This window comes from Vibrio sp. 1249-1 (assembly GCF_033340495.1).
The window spans coordinates 58,553-73,809 of sequence record NZ_JAWOWJ010000003.1; the positions used below are offsets into that span (position 1 = coordinate 58,553).

A 15,257-nucleotide genomic window follows, 5' to 3' on the forward strand; every position below is an offset into this window, starting at 1 on the left:
TCGCATTTAACTAACTCGTTACTGAGTAAACAATAATTTTAGTTTCTGCTGAGATTTTATAAATTATTGACTCAGTCTGACACTTTCTGTGTAACAGAGTGCGAGTTTTAGTTAAGTTCTCTCAAGTGCCTCGAAAACCGTCTTAATTTTTTTTGACGAAAAAAAACTCTCTGAAATGCTGAGTGTGATGCTTTTGCACGTGGAGTAAATCCAATCATCTTATCTGGTGCAAGAGCAGCCTATGTTCTAGGTAGAACATGAATCCAAGGATTGAGAGAGAAGTTATGATTCGATTTAACCTATGTGCAGCTGGAGTTGCTTTAGCGCTATCAGGCGCTGCAGTTGCGGCTCCAACCGCACCAAGTATCGATATGTACGGTTCCAACAACCTTCAGTTTTCTAAAATTGAACTCGCGATGGAAACCACGTCAGGCTACTACGACATGGTGAAATACCATGAGCAAGCGAAGATCACTGTTAAATTTAACCAGTGGAGTGGCACACCTGGTGACACTTACAACGTCTATTTTGATGGTGTAAAAGTAGCAAGCGGCCCTATCACTGGTAGCCAAACGACAGCTTCGTTTGAATACGGCCAAGGTGGCTTATACCAAATGGAAATCGAAGCATGTGATGCGACAGGTTGTGCGAAAAGCGCACCAGCTGAAATCACGATTGCAGATACCGATGGTTCTCACCTGAAGCCATTAACGATGAATGTCGATCCAAACAACAAAACCTACAATACCGATCCAAGCGTCGTGATGGGTACGTATTTTGTTGAATGGGGCATCTATGGCCGTGACTACACCGTCGATAATATGCCGGTCGACAACTTGACTCACATCCTTTACGGTTTTATCCCAATTTGTGGCCCAAATGAGTCTGTGAAGTCTGTTGGCGGCAACAGTTTCAACGCGCTACAAACTGCTTGTACAGGTGTGCCTGATTATGAAGTCGTTATCCATGACCCTTGGGCTGCTTATCAGAAGAGCTTCCCACAAGCTGGTCATGAATACAGCACGCCTATCAAGGGTAACTACGCAATGCTAATGGCATTGAAACAACGTAACCCTGATCTAAAAATCATCCCATCGATCGGTGGTTGGACACTGTCTGACCCATTCTTCGATTTCGTGGACAAGAAAAACCGAGACACATTCGTCGCATCAGTTAAGAAGTTCCTGAAAACTTGGAAATTCTACGACGGTGTTGATATCGACTGGGAATTCCCTGGCGGCGGCGGTGCAGCAGCCGATAAGGGCGACCCTGTAAACGATGGCCCAGCATACATCGCACTGATGCGTGAACTGCGCGTAATGCTTGATGAATTAGAAGCTGAGACAGGCCGTACTTACGAGCTAACGTCCGCTATCGGTGTCGGTTACGACAAGATTGAAGACGTAGACTACGCAGATGCGGTTCAGTACATGGATTACATCTTCGCAATGACTTACGACTTCTACGGCGGTTGGAACAACGTTCCTGGTCACCAGACTGCGCTTTACTGTGGTTCATTCATGCGTCCTGGTCAGTGTGACGGTAGTGGCGTTGATGAGAACGGCGAACCGTACAAAGGTCCTGCTTACACAGCAGATAACGGCATCCAACTTCTTCTTGCTCAAGGCGTTCCTGCGAACAAGCTAGTACTTGGTACAGCAATGTACGGTCGTGGCTGGGAAGGCGTAACTCCAGATACGCTAACCGATCCAAACGACCCAATGACAGGTACTGCTACAGGTAAACTGAAGGGCAGCACAGCGCAAGGTGTTTGGGAAGATGGCGTAATTGACTACAAAGGCATTAAGTCATTCATGCTAGGTGCAAACAACACTGGTATTAACGGCTTCGAGTACGGCTACGATGCACAAGCAGAAGCACCATGGGTATGGAACCGTACTACGGGCGAGTTGATCACATTTGATGACCACCGTTCAGTGCTAGCAAAAGGTAGCTACGCGAAGTCTCTTGGTCTTGCTGGTCTATTCTCTTGGGAAATTGACGCGGATAACGGTGACATTCTAAACGCGATGCACGAAGGTATGGCTGGTGGTGTGGTTCCTCAACCAAACCGTAAACCAACCGCAGCCGCTGGCGCAGATCAATCGGTAACAGGTCCTGCAAATGTGGTTCTAGATGGCAGCCTGTCAAAAGACTCTGACGGCACCATCGCAAGCTACGCTTGGGAACAAGTATCTGGCACAGCAGTGGTACTAACAGGTGCAAACACAGCGAAAGCAAGCTTTGATGCAGCAGAAGTTAGTGTTGAAGAGCAATTAACTTTCAAGCTGACGGTGACTGATAACGAGGGTGCAGCGGCATCTGACCTCGTTGTAGTAACAGTGAAACCAGCAGGTGTTGTTGACCCAGTGAACAGCGCACCAGTAGCACAAGTTGTTGCTCCAGCAACAGCAAACGCTGGTGACGTTGTGGTTGTAGATGCATCTGCGTCTAGCGATGCAGACAACGATACCCTGACATTCAACTGGACTCTACCTCAAGGTCTGAATGCAACGGTTGAAGGCTCTAAAGTCACGCTCACTGCTGCGGAATACCCGCAAGACACAAGCTTAAGCTTCACTGTAAGTGTGAGCGACGGTAAAGCGTCTTCATCGGCAAGCGCGACAGTGGTTGTTGCACAGCACGCAACCGATCCGAACCCTGGTACTTGTGACAACGCATGGGATGCGAGCGCAGTGTACACAGGTGGTAACCAAGTGACTCACGCAGGTAAAACGTGGGAAGCGAAATGGTGGACTCAGGGTGACGATCCTAGCCAATCTGGCGAATGGGGCGTTTGGAAAGAAGTTGGCGTAGCTAACTGTAACTAATTTCAGCCTTGCAGACGTTCTGCTAAATAAACAAAGGACAGCTTCGGCTGTCCTTTTTGGATTTAACCTCTTAACGAGGAGAGCAACACCAGAGACGAAAAAATCTGAGGTGTTACTTTCAAATCGAATTAGCGCAAAACGGAGCGAATCAATCAGTAAAAGTAAGGGTTACCAAGCACTATCGAGCAAACGGTCAAAACTACTGAAGACTTGCTCACACTTCATCACTCGACCATGCCCCTGACCTTGTGTTGTCACTAACTCAACGTTTTTAATCTCTTCAGCCGCTTTTGCCGAGACACTGTATTTGGTGAACTTGTCTTGCTCATCATGAATAATAATGGTGTGAGACGGACGCTCAGACAAACGCTTCATCGGATCAATGGACTGTAACGGATAACCAAATTGGTCTTCAACTTCTGAAACCACAGCATTAAAAAGCTTCATCGAGTAACCGGAACGTGCAATGCTACCGAATAAGTTCTCTACGTAATTTAATACCGGAGCAATAAGCAGCAAAGGCTTGTTTTCTAACTTACTGTGCCTACACTCAAGAGCAGAAGCGGTGCCCATGCTGTGCCCAACTAGGCCAACAATATCCTCGACCGTATCCAACACATCTTCTAATCCTCTGACAAACCCCGGAATGTGCCCATACTGCCCCTCACTCTCACCATGTGCCGGATGATCGTACGCCAAAGCAGTAAACCCTTTCGACGCAATATGTTCCATCAGTGGATAAAACTGACTTGCCGTTCCAGACCAACCATGAGTTAGCACCCAAATAGGTCCAGATCCCAAAGTATAGGTTTTGATGATGCCTGCATGCCCTTTAATTTCACCTTTGATAAGCCCTTGAGGTTCAATATTTTTAGGTTGCGTACGAGCAGGTGTCAGAAGAAGCTTGCGCGCGGTCTTCTTTGCATGTGACGGGGCCAGTGTATGGTGTAACCGAGTACTAATGTTCACCAAACTGCGCTTAATACTGAAACGTTGCGATGTATTAAAGTAAATTTTTTCACTCATAATCATGTCCTTAACTATCAGCTTTGCACAAAATAGAACGGTCGTGCTTTTTACGCTAATAAGAAAGAGCGAACTCAGCCGCTCTTTGTGATTTTATGTCTACGAATCTGGGAAGCGAATAACCGATATTAGCCTTTCCAGCGAGAAAATAAGTTGTCGATCCCTTGCCAAAACAGACGCAAGCTTTCTTGCTCACCTTTAATTGAGTAAAAAACATGCGCACTCAAATAGAGACCGTACAAATCAAACGTTGCTTGGCGTGTATCTAAGTCTGCTGCAAATTCTTGCTTCTCTTTGCCTTTCGCTATTTGGATCTCCAAATAACTCAGCCAAGTGTCTATGGATTTACGCAGTCCGGCCTGAAGCGGGCAATCTTTATCTGCCGTATCATTCCAAGCGTCAAGAAACATACAACTTCCTTGGAATGCGTGATTCCAAGTCATCCAAGAGTCGAGCAACCCTCGAATTTTACGCTCGATATTGCCATCCCCGAGTTCTCGAGCAGGCTCAATAACCCGATCAGCGAACACTTTATTGGCGTGATCAAGCACCGATAGCTGTAAATTCAACTTCGAATTAAAGTGGGCAAACAGACCACTTTTCGACATACCGCATTGCTTGGCTAACTCTCCAATCGTAAGACTTTCTAATCCGTCTTCGCTGGCGATCTCAAAAGCCCGCTGCAGAATAAACTCTTTTGTCACTTTTCCTTTTTGCATAATCTTATTTTTAGCACGATCGTTCTTTTTTGCAATCTCGAGTTAACTGGTCTAACCATTATTCAGTGCTATTTTCGACTCACGAATCAGGTATTGATTGCGTTAATAGGTTAATAATTAAGAAGTTTGAAGTAAGTCTTAATTTTCAAAACAGCTTCAGTGTAAGCGCAAGTCTGTTGACTTTTTCACGTATTACTTCAGTAACAACCTGCTATTTTCACCTAAGTTTTTTATTTAGGTAAACAATGTAATGGCAAAGAAACAAAAAATAGCCAGCTTAGAGTTTGCACGTATCATTGCGATGCTTGCGATTGTGGGTTTGCATTGCCAGATGGCACTGACGTACTGGCAGTGGAATGGGATACCATGGGTTGGCTATATGCTCAACCAACTGGCTCGTTTTGCTGTTCCGCTGTTCTTTCTCATCTCGGGTTATCTAATCCAGCCGAAGTTGAGTCATTCACCTATCGATACTCTTAAGAACTACGCCAAACCGTTAATGAAGGTTTGGCTCATTTGGAGCATGATCAGTTTACTGATGCCATTCCAATGGCAGACGGTCGCTGAGGCTGGGTATCTCGCCGAAAGGCAAGGTTATTGGGGGTACCTAATGTCAACCCCGATCAATTCACTCATCGAAGGCGGACTCGTTCATCTGTGGTTTATTCCGGCTCTGGTCATTGCCGTAGCGTTAATTGCCTTTCTCGTGCATATCAATATGGCGCAACTGATACTGCCAACCGCAGTATTGCTATACATATACGGTGCCTTTGCTGGCAGTTACGCGACCATTACCGACCTGCCAGCGCCTTTCTTTACTCGTAACGGGCCTTTTTTCAGCACGTTGCTAGTTGCTCTAGGTTATTTCGCACGAGAAGTGCAGTGGCGGTGGTCGCGAAACAATACGGTTCGATGCATTATTCTTGGCATGGCACTGCATTTTGGTGAAGCTTACTGGCTGATGCAACATGACATCGCTTTCAACTCGCACGACTTCCTATTCGGTACCGTTATCTGGGCTGTAGGTGTCTTTATGTGGCTTTTGGCTCACCCTCATTTTGGCGACATGCCTTGGGTCTTCAAACTATCTCCTAGCGTGTTAGGAATATATGTTAGCCATCTGCTTATCATAATTGTCATGATGAATGTCGCTGAATTTATCGGGCTGCAACACCTCGCGAAAGATGTGTTTATTTATCCTGCAACGATTGTTGCAACCATACTGCTTGTGAAAGCAATTGACGCTTCACCGTTGAAAAAATGGCTCCTACGCTAAATGCATTCAGCTCTAGATATAGCTAGCTTTAACTCAAAAGGGTTAGAGCTAGCCAGTTAAAAATGAGATTTCTCTCTCACTGACCAATTTTTGACTTTCTAATCCTTCAGAATTTGCTTTCACTCACAAAAAACATTGTTCATTTCCTTTAAATTGGCTCGACTATTACAACATTGCTCATTAAACGGAGGCTGTATGTGGGCAGGTCAAGGACTCGTTCCTTTTTTAGAGATTAGTCACTGGTTAACTTACGGTTTATATGCCGCTGCGGTTTTATTCGGCGCAGCAAGCATTGCGTCACTCAGAAAATAGTGGCGCACACTATCATTTCCTAACTCCTACTGTTAATTCGAGCTCTCTCACAACTAACTCATTCATTTGTGGCTAATATTTCTCCAACCAGACAAAGGAGAAATGTCTATGCCAATCTATCCAATTGTGGCTTTCTGCTGTTTGTTGTTCTCTAGCGCCACCTTTGCTGCATCAACCAATGAACTGAACCTTGTTAATTCTGGTGTCGGTTACGCGGCTCTGATTATCTTTTCGATCGCTTACATACTGGTTATGTTGGAAGAGTATCTGAAAATGAGAAAATCCAAGCCAGTGCTGCTCGCTGCAGGATTAATTTGGATTCTGATTGGCTACACCTTTGCTCAACACAATCAGCCTGAAATCGCCAAATCCGCACTAGAACACAACTTGTTGGAATATGCCGAGTTGCTGCTGTTTTTGCTCGTGGCGATGACTTACATCAACGCAATGGAAGAACGCAAACTCTTCGATGCCTTACAGGCGTGGATGGTTGGTAAAGGTTTTGGATTCAAAAAGTTGTTCTGGCTGACGGGGTTTCTCGCTTTTGTCATTTCACCGATTGCCGATAACTTAACTACGGCCCTTTTGATGTGCGCTGTAGTGATGAAAGTCTCTGGTGATAATCCTAAGTTCGTCAATCTTGCTTGTATCAACATTGTTATCGCAGCCAACGCTGGCGGTGCATTCAGCCCATTTGGTGATATTACAACCCTGATGGTGTGGCAGGCCGGTCATGTCAGCTTTGCTGAGTTCATTCCGTTGTTTGTACCGTCATTGGTGAACTACTTGGTTCCCGCATTTTTGATGTCACTTTTTGTTCCAAACACAAAACCGAATACGATTCACCAACACGTTGAGCTAAAACGCGGGGCAAGGCGTATTGTCGCGTTGTTCATTTTGACGATTGCCACCGCAGTCTCTTTCCATGCTGTGCTGCACTTCCCACCCGTTATGGGCATGATGATGGGCTTGGCCTACTTACAGTTTTTCGGATATTTTTTGCGTCAAACTCTTAAACACTCACTCGCAAAAAAAGCAGCTATGGCAATTGCCAATGGCGATGATCAGGCATTGAAGCGCTTAGGCTCAGTGGTTCCGTTTGATGTGTTTCATCGTGTGTCTCGAGCCGAATGGGACACCTTGTTGTTCTTCTACGGTGTTGTGATGTGTGTTGGCGGTTTAAGTTTACTTGGCTACCTCGAACTGGTTTCAAACGTCATGTACACGCAATGGAACCCAGTCTGGGCAAACGTAATGGTTGGTGTCCTATCTGCAATTGTCGATAACATTCCGGTTATGTTTGCTGTACTGACCATGGAACCAAGCATGTCGATGGGCAACTGGCTACTCGTCACATTAACCGCAGGTGTCGGGGGCAGTTTGCTTTCCATTGGCTCCGCGGCAGGCGTCGCTTTAATGGGAGCCGCGCGTGGACAATACACCTTCTTTGGCCACCTAAAGTGGGCTCCCGTCATCGCCTTGGGTTATGCCGCCAGTATTGCGGTACACTTGTGGATGAATAGCGGTTTATTTACTTAAAAACACCTAGAATTAGTCACTTAACTTGCAATGTAACCTAACGGTCGGATGGATGGTTAACGCCATCCATCACTTCAATCGCTCCCAACTCATATGGGTTGACGCCCTCTAAGCAGCCGACATTATAGCCATACTCACTCGGGTCAGAACGACGCTGATGGTGCGTATAAATACCGCACTCGCCACAGAAAAAGTGCTTCGCAGTGTGTGTATTAAATTGATACTGCTTCAAGACTTCTTCGCCTTGCACAATACGAATACCGTTCAAAGGTACAGACGCGACAATCGCGCCACGACGTCGACACATAGAACAGTCACACCGTCTCGGCTTCTCAATACCATTGGGTAACGCCAGTTCCAGCTCAACTTTTCCACAGTGACAACTCAGTCGATGTAATGTGCTGATTTGGGTGTTGCCAACTTTCTTAATCATAACTTTTCCTTGTTGTTTTTTTATCTGTGTACATTATGTTAAACAGGTTAATATCATCATAATCTCGTCCAAAAACTCGACATCCATCACTTTTCGCGACATTTTATTGGCCGATTTGTTAGTTGCTATTTTGGCGATTGTCTATCGCGTCCGTGAGACGTGTTATCTCCGGCGCGGTTTTTAAACCAAGGAAATTAATTTATGGACAAAGATCATAGCCTAAGAGAGAACCTCTTGGCTCTGACGCTCGGCAGTGCGTTAGTGTCACTTGGGGTGATATTTTTTAGCAAAGTAGGATTGCTCACTGGCGGTACGGCTGGCTTGGCGCTCTTCCTAACCAAAGTGAGTGACTTCAGTTTTGGTCAGATATTTTTCGCTCTTAACCTCCCTTTTTATATTTTATCTGTGATGCGCATGGGTTGGCGCTTCACTATCAATACCTTTATTGCGGTTTCGATTGTCTCTTTTGCGGTCGATCATCTGCATCATGTGATTGAGATTTCACGAATCGAACCTTTCTATGCGGCACTTTTGGGTGGTGGACTGATTGGAATCGGTATGTTGGTAATTTTCCGTCACAAAATGAGTTTGGGTGGCTTTAACATTCTAGCGTTGTACCTTCAGGAACGTTTTGGAGTTCGAGCGGGTAAAGTTCAAATGGCGTTAGATTGTGCCATCGTGGTGATGTCACTGTTCATTGTAGATGTGCACCTTATCGCTCTATCTGTTCTAGGTGCCATCGCAACGAACTTGATTTTGGCGATGAACCATAAACCAGGACGATACCAAGCAAAAGCGCAAGCAGCATAATCATCGCTGCATAGTCAACAACCCTAAAGCCCCCAGCCAGTCGCTCGGGGCTTTTTTCATTCAACGCTAAGATCACGTCAACGAGCTCGTTTTGCAGTGCTGCTGCATCTCTTCATCCAATTTAGCTTTATATTTCTGACTAAGATGGAAGTGTACTTGCATCAACAAGTCATGTGCGTGGAACAGCTCAAACGCGTCGCTACCATTTTGCTGACAAATAGCCTCACAGCGCTCAGCATGCACTTTGGCTTCTTGCGGTTTATCTGCTTTAAGCAAGCTCATCGCTAAGCGATACTCTGCGCGCTCTTCTTGCATCCAACCCCCTGCCACTTTCCAATAGTCTAGCGCGAGTGTCGCTGCTTCTAGCATCTTCGATTTTTCCATGCACGTGCGCTCAGCCAGCGCTTCGTACTGACATGCTAAGTTGTTCGCAGTGATCGCGATAGCGCGCGCTAATGGCCCTTCTGCATCGTTCGGCGTCATTCCTAACGCTGCCTTCACCAACCATTGACTCGCCAGTTCAAGCTGAACAAGTGCAGAAAGTTCATTCGAAATCAAAGCGTAAACTCGGCGTTGTTCTTGCTCTTCCAATAATTCCATATTGTCAGTGCCATCTACGAAATAGCGCGCAACGGCAATACTGCGTTGAAATGCCAAACTCTCGGCAACCTTGCGTTCATCAAAGTGCTCTAAACAAGTAAGAAACTGTTCTGGGCACTGGAGATGCCCAATAGCGGTATGCAGCATCAATGCGAATATTCGCTCGATTTGGGTAACGTCTTCCACCTCGCTCAGAGCCGTTTCTAGCTTAGCATAAACTTGTTCGGGATTTTCCTCGTGATGCTGCCAACACTCACTCATGAAGGCATCAAAATCCGTTTTGAAAGGCATGTCCTTATTGTCCTTTTTCTATTCGTATAACGAATATGAAACTCTACACTATCGTTACCCCTGTGTAGCACGCTTAATCCCAATATGAGAATCGCCTCACTTAAAGCGGTGTACCTTGCTCCAGCGCGAGCAAACGTTGTTTGCGCTCCACTCCACCTGCATACCCAGTCAGTTTTCCGCTTTTGCCAATAACACGATGACAAGGTACCACGATAGAAATCGGATTCTTCCCGTTTGCTAACCCAACAGCACGCACAGCTTTAGGGTTACCTATCGCATTCGCGAGATCTTGATAGCTCCACGTTTCCCCATATGGAATGGTCGTTAGTGCCTGCCAAACTTGATTTTGAAAATCAGTGCCTGTCGCTGCAAGGGGCAAGTCGAATTCGTTGCGCAGACCAGCAAAGTATTCATCCAGTTGGGTGACAGCTTGGCGCAAAACCGGATGCTGCTCGTCTCGCACTCCCAGCTCACTAGGCTTAGTGGTGCATGTTTCAAACCAAATGCCAAGCAAGCCCTCAGCGTTCGATTGGATAGTCACCGTTCCTAGTGGACTCGGCATTTCGGTATAAAATGTTTTCATGATTGATTCCATAAGTGAAACGTCGCGTAGCTTCCCCAAGGGGCCGCAGTGTGCGTATTCAGTGATGGGTAACGCTGCATCGCCTTTTTCACCACTAAGTCTTTATCTAGAAAGCAATCGGGTTGAGATTGCCCTCGCAGTTGAGCATAACTGACGGTCCAAGGTCCAATGCCTTTCAAAGCTAGCCACTGCTGGGGGTCAGCTTCTGAGTTGTCCTGCATAAACTGAGCGAAGCGCACTAGCGTCTCTTTACGACTTTGCGGCATGCGCAAAAAGCTCACGTCGGCGTTTGCAATATCACTGGGAGTCGGGAAAAAACGTTTTTCTGACTCACCACTAAGTGTGGCCACCAATAAGTTAAGTTGACCAATCGCAGCTTTAACCGACACTTGCTGGCCTAAAATCGCTCTAGCCCCTGCTTCCCATGCATTCCATACACCAGGAATACGAATACCTTTACTCGACACGAGCCCAGGCGCGACATACTCCAAATGCTGCTCAACAGTACAAATATCAGCGTCAAGATCGAACATACGACGAATGTCAGACACCAAGTTTTGCAGCTTCGTTACGTCTTCAATTTCAAACGCCAGTTCTAAGTATCCTTCACCTTTTGTCGCTTTAAACCAGGCTTTGCTGTCATCCAAAAAAACGTTGCGCTGATAACTCTCATCACTCACCAGCTCAACCCCCTCAACCGCTCGCAAACGATAGAAGTCCAACATGTGCGACCAATTCAACTCACCTCGATAAGGTAAGGCAATTCGATTGCAACCCGCACCATCAAACTCTTTACGGCGTACTTGAGAAGGCGTTAGTTTGAGAAACTTTTGAAAAGCATCGTTAAAGCGGCGCGTACTGTTAAAACCTGACGCAAACCCCACGTCGGTGACCGACATAGAGCTGGAGTGAAGCAACTGTTTGGCGAACATTAGTTGCTGATATTGCGCATACTGCTTGGGTGACATACCTAGATACTGCTCAAACAACATACGTAAGTAACGGTCAGAAATCCCAACACGCTCAGCCAACTCAGACACCGAATGGTGATGCAACTCCCCTCTATCAATTAACGAAATCGCTCGTTGAAAGGTCGTCTCGACACCTTTCCATGCCCAAGATCCAGGCGCGCTATCAGGTCGACAGCGTAAACACGGACGGTACCCTGCTTGAAGGGCTTGCGTCTTATCAGCGAAATACTCAACATTTTCTTCTTTAGGCAAATTTGCCGGGCAAATCGGACGACAAAAGATTCCCGTTGTTTTTACCGCCACATAAAATCGCCCATCAAAACGACTGTCTCGCGCGACTCGCGCCTTGTGACACTGCTCGAAGGTCAGTGAGGTATGGGGGTGAATAAACATAGTGCTTTCCTTGCTCATGCCTTTTGTCATTTATTGTTCATAGGCATCGTTCAATATAGTGTTATTGTAGCTTGCTTAAGCGCCCACAATTAGCCATTTTCGGAACTCAATATTGAGATTTATTGGCATTAGCGCTTTTGTACACTAAAGTTAGATCTAGAACATCACAACAACGTCGGCTAAAGGGAATTGGCATGGACTTACATACTTGCGTAATTGTATTAAGAAACCAAAAGGTTATTACCAGTAAATCCGTAGATCATTCTATTGGAATTATCGAACGAGACTCAGATAACGAGATCTCAGAAATTCAGATTAATGCGACGGATGGACGTAATATTCGAACTTATCACTACAACAATGTAGAGGAGTCATTAGAGAGCTTAATGAACCTCTGACGGTTTTCTTTAACACACCTTTCTCCCTTGTTAAAAGCGAAAGCAATAGAGCACAGTACATGTGCTCTTTTTTTTTTGTTTAACAGCAAAAATGTTTATCGAAAATAATGACAGACCTTGATTTAAAACAGACAATAATCGGCAAATAAACACCCAAATATAAAAATCAAGACATTGATTTAAATAAATAAAAACCAATCATTCAATTTTTTAGAACGAGTTTATCAAAATCCTCCCGTTATTTTTATGTTCGCCTCTACCTAAACTGTTCTCAACAGCACGGGAGCACACGCTTCCCACTCATTGAAAAGAGTCAGAGGACAGAATCATGAAAGCACTATTACAGAAAATTACCACATCAAACGCAGGTTACAGCGCACTATCACTTCGCGTTCCAATCGGCATTATCTTTATGGCGCACGGCGCACAAAAACTATTTGGCTGGTTTGGTGGCTACGGCCTAGAAGGCACAGGTCAGTGGATGGCATCTATCGGTTTAGGTCCTGGCGTACTCATGGCGTTACTTGCGGGCAGCGCAGAGTTCTTTGGCGGCTTGTTCATTTTACTTGGTCTGCTAACTCGACCAGCAGCGGTTGCTTTGGCGTTCACGATGGTGGTAGCGATATTCTCTGTCCACTTTGAAAATGGCCTATTCATGGCAAACAACGGTTACGAGTTTGGCTTAGCATTACTGGCAGCAAGCGTTTCTCTGGCGTTCTCTGGCGCAGGTAAAGCAGCGTTAGATAACTTTTTAAACAAAAAGCTCTCTTAAGGAGGCCTTATGATTACGGTAAGACATGCAGCAGACCGAGGTCGAGCAAACTTTGGCTGGCTTGATAGCAAACATACATTTTCTTTTGGTAGCTACTACGATCCTCAACATATGGGCTTTTCTGAGCTGAGAGTCATTAATGACGATGTAGTCAAGCCTGGCGCGGGTTTTGATACACATGGCCACCGTGATATGGAGATCATCAGCTATGTGTTGGAAGGTGTTATCGCACACAAAGACAGTGAAGGTAACGTCAAAACACTACCTGCAGGTGAATTCCAACTCATGTCGGCAGGGAAAGGGATTTACCACAGTGAGTACAATGCATCGAACCAAGATACGCTGCGGTTTCTACAGATTTGGATTCAACCGAACACATTTGGAACCAAACCAGGTTATCAGCAAAAAGATTTTGGTCGCAATCCTGGGTTAACGACTATCGCAACTCCAACTGGAGAAAACGGCACGCTACTTATTAAGCAAGATGCGACTTTGCATCAGTTAATTCTTGAGCCAAGTATCGAACTAAACTTTGAGATTGAGTCAGGCCGAAATCTATTCATCCATCAAGTGACTGGGAGCCTTAGTGTCGACAATACCACTTTGACGGCTGGCGACGGCGCGAAGATTGAACACCAGAGTAAGGTTGTTTTGCGCAATACATCAAACGAAAGCACAACAGCCCTGTTGTTTGACTTACCATAACTATCGATTCATCGAGATAAAAACAAAGCCGCCTTGATTTCTCAAGGCGGCTTTTTCGTTTTTCTGACTTTTCATTCAACGCTATTCGTCGGAAGTGCCAGAACCAATTTGCTGAAAACTGTAAGCGGTCAGTGGATCGATCTCTTTGACAATTTCTTCCACTTGCTTAATTGCGTCTACAGACGAGCTAGCTTTACGATAGCTCAAATAGATAGGGCGACACCAATCTTCTACTCCAGACACCTTGTGAAGCTGCCCATTAGCGATAAATGGCTCCACGAGAGAGATTGGTAAGTACGCGGCTCCACCCTTCTCTAAAATAAAGTCCAATGCGATACGCGCTGTTGAAGTGCGTAAATATGGAGCCGGAATCTTAGGGTGACGTTCAGAATGCTCCGAGGAGAAACGCGTCCCCCAGTCAACGTACACATATTTGTTTTCGAAAACGGTGTCTAAAGAATCTTTCTCAGTTGATACCAGAACGAGAACAACATCTGCCACTTTTTTACAGTTAAGCTCATCAGCTTTGATCTGATCGAACGCAAATGCCATATCTAACGTGCGCTCTAGCAAGCTACGACTGAGCATCTCACGTCCCATCACTTCTGCCATGAAGCCATAACCACCAAACGAATCTGTGACGACACTTAAACAATTCTGTAAATAAGCGTCCCAAATGTTTGGCGTGCCACCTAACGTTAGTTGCAGCGCTTTGCCATCTTCAAGCGATAATTCTAGCTTCGCTTGTTGCAATGTAGTGACCATTACCTCGGCATAGCTGATTAAGCGCTCACCTGCAGAGGTCAACTTTATGTTATTTCGATCACGAATAAACAATTGCGTATCGAAGTAACTTTCCAATTGTTTGATACGTGCGCTCACAGCGGCTTGGGTAATATAAAGGTTCTCAGCAGCACGTCCGAAGTGACGAACTCTTGCCAGCTCTAAAAATGTTCGAAAGACTTTTACATCCATAAACCATCTCCTGGTTAATATAAAACCAGATTAACAACTAATTAAAATCATGACGACAAAAAAGTTTTGTTTTTCTTTTGTTAGATTTAAGCCTAATTTTCGCCGTAAGTTCACTACATTCATCAATAACGGTTACAGAGGCTGTTGACATGTCTGACACTGAATTCCGTCATGGCAAAAAACGTTTTTACGATAACGTAAAATTCCCACGCGGCTTTGCAAAGTCTGGCGATTTTACTCTTTCAGAAGAGGAAATCCTAACAATTTATGGGGATACAATGCTTGGCTTAGAGTCAGGCGAATTAACACCTGAAAACAGCGAAGAGAAACACTTCATCAAGGTGTTAGAAAACCCGGGCAAAGCAAAAACAAAACTTGAGCGTACGTGGCTAAAGTACACCCAACTTGCTCGTGGTCGCAAGCGCTTCCATACGCTAAATGGTCGTAACAAGCCTGACGCCACAGAAGAATACATTGAAGAGAGTTTGGTTGAAGACGATTAATAACCAATAACCTAGTTCTCGCCTTTTTCTAGCAGTAGGCGAAAGCTCGTTTGACTTTACTGAGCGAGCAAGACAAGCTCATTTCTTCTCCTAAAGCCCAAGGGGGCATTCTCCCAAGGG

Annotated in this window: 15 protein-coding genes; 8 read left to right on the forward strand and 7 right to left on the reverse strand. The window is 45.4% G+C overall.

The annotated features are described in order from the left end of the window. Nucleotides 1–284: 284 nt before the first annotated feature. Nucleotides 285–2,831, forward strand: a complete 2,547-nt coding sequence (locus R7Z50_RS07045; protein ID WP_213906981.1) for a glycosyl hydrolase family 18 protein — start codon at nt 285–287, stop codon at nt 2,829–2,831. A gap of 168 nt (nt 2,832–2,999) precedes the next feature. Here the strand turns inward: R7Z50_RS07045 and R7Z50_RS07050 are convergent, their stop codons facing one another. After that, entirely contained in the window at nt 3,000–3,857 is an 858-nt protein-coding gene (locus tag R7Z50_RS07050; RefSeq protein ID WP_017633823.1) for an alpha/beta hydrolase, read from the reverse strand. 128 nt (nt 3,858–3,985) lie between these two features. Then, nucleotides 3,986–4,576 (reverse strand): TetR/AcrR family transcriptional regulator, encoded by a 591-nt coding sequence (locus tag R7Z50_RS07055; protein ID WP_005374416.1) that lies wholly within the window; start codon nt 4,574–4,576, stop codon nt 3,986–3,988. A gap of 250 nt (nt 4,577–4,826) precedes the next feature. Here R7Z50_RS07055 and R7Z50_RS07060 point away from each other — a divergent pair, with 250 nt between their 5' ends. Together R7Z50_RS07060 and nhaD are read left to right on the forward strand one after the other, a co-directional pair. Then, nucleotides 4,827–5,852, forward strand: coding sequence for an acyltransferase (locus R7Z50_RS07060; protein WP_005374418.1), 1,026 nt, complete (start codon nt 4,827–4,829; stop codon nt 5,850–5,852). 420 nt (nt 5,853–6,272) lie between these two features. Beyond that, complete coding sequence (nhaD, locus tag R7Z50_RS07065) at nt 6,273–7,703, forward strand: sodium:proton antiporter NhaD (protein WP_005374422.1); 1,431 nt, start codon at nt 6,273–6,275, stop codon at nt 7,701–7,703. Between the two features lie 37 nt (nt 7,704–7,740). Here nhaD and R7Z50_RS07070 read toward each other — a convergent pair whose 3' ends face one another. After that, nucleotides 7,741–8,136, reverse strand: coding sequence for a GFA family protein (locus tag R7Z50_RS07070; protein WP_033907219.1), 396 nt, complete (start codon nt 8,134–8,136; stop codon nt 7,741–7,743). A 201-nt stretch (nt 8,137–8,337) separates the two neighbouring features. Between R7Z50_RS07070 and R7Z50_RS07075 the strand changes: the two genes are divergently transcribed. After that, nucleotides 8,338–8,946 carry a YitT family protein gene (locus tag R7Z50_RS07075; protein ID WP_318148971.1) on the forward strand — a complete coding sequence of 203 codons (609 nt, stop codon included), beginning with the start codon at nt 8,338–8,340 and terminating at the stop codon, nt 8,944–8,946. 72 nt (nt 8,947–9,018) lie between these two features. Here R7Z50_RS07075 and R7Z50_RS07080 read toward each other — a convergent pair whose 3' ends face one another. The 3 genes from R7Z50_RS07080 to R7Z50_RS07090 form a co-directional block, all read right to left on the reverse strand. Continuing rightward, nucleotides 9,019–9,837, reverse strand: a complete 819-nt coding sequence (locus R7Z50_RS07080) for a hypothetical protein (RefSeq protein WP_064369533.1) — start codon at nt 9,835–9,837, stop codon at nt 9,019–9,021. Nucleotides 9,838–9,937: 100 nt separating this feature from the next. Next, nucleotides 9,938–10,420: a methylated-DNA--[protein]-cysteine S-methyltransferase gene (locus R7Z50_RS07085; RefSeq protein ID WP_005374431.1), complete on the reverse strand. Its 483-nt coding sequence runs from the start codon at nt 10,418–10,420 to the stop codon at nt 9,938–9,940. Next, nucleotides 10,417–11,784 (reverse strand): AlkA N-terminal domain-containing protein, encoded by a 1,368-nt coding sequence (locus tag R7Z50_RS07090; RefSeq protein ID WP_031780807.1) that lies wholly within the window; start codon nt 11,782–11,784, stop codon nt 10,417–10,419. The genes R7Z50_RS07085 and R7Z50_RS07090 overlap by 4 nt, the downstream gene beginning before the upstream one ends. A gap of 194 nt (nt 11,785–11,978) precedes the next feature. Here R7Z50_RS07090 and R7Z50_RS07095 point away from each other — a divergent pair, with 194 nt between their 5' ends. The 3 genes from R7Z50_RS07095 to R7Z50_RS07105 all read left to right on the forward strand — a co-directional run bounded on the left by R7Z50_RS07095 (nt 11,979) and on the right by R7Z50_RS07105 (nt 13,659). Beyond that, complete coding sequence (locus R7Z50_RS07095; protein ID WP_017633816.1) at nt 11,979–12,182, forward strand: hypothetical protein; 204 nt, start codon at nt 11,979–11,981, stop codon at nt 12,180–12,182. Nucleotides 12,183–12,510: 328 nt separating this feature from the next. Beyond that, nucleotides 12,511–12,954 (forward strand): DoxX family protein, encoded by a 444-nt coding sequence (locus tag R7Z50_RS07100; protein ID WP_005374434.1) that lies wholly within the window; start codon nt 12,511–12,513, stop codon nt 12,952–12,954. A 9-nt stretch (nt 12,955–12,963) separates the two neighbouring features. Next, complete coding sequence (locus R7Z50_RS07105) at nt 12,964–13,659, forward strand: pirin family protein (protein WP_213906980.1); 696 nt, start codon at nt 12,964–12,966, stop codon at nt 13,657–13,659. An 81-nt stretch (nt 13,660–13,740) separates the two neighbouring features. Here the strand turns inward: R7Z50_RS07105 and R7Z50_RS07110 are convergent, their stop codons facing one another. Then, on the reverse strand, nt 13,741–14,634 hold the full coding sequence (locus tag R7Z50_RS07110) for a LysR family transcriptional regulator (RefSeq protein WP_005374436.1): 894 nt from the start codon (nt 14,632–14,634) through the stop codon (nt 13,741–13,743). Nucleotides 14,635–14,783: 149 nt separating this feature from the next. Between R7Z50_RS07110 and R7Z50_RS07115 the strand changes: the two genes are divergently transcribed. Beyond that, the gene (locus R7Z50_RS07115) at nt 14,784–15,137 is read left to right on the forward strand and encodes a DUF413 domain-containing protein (protein ID WP_005374439.1); all 354 of its coding nucleotides are present in this window, start codon (nt 14,784–14,786) and stop codon (nt 15,135–15,137) included. The last annotated feature ends 120 nt before the right edge of the window (nt 15,138–15,257 follow it).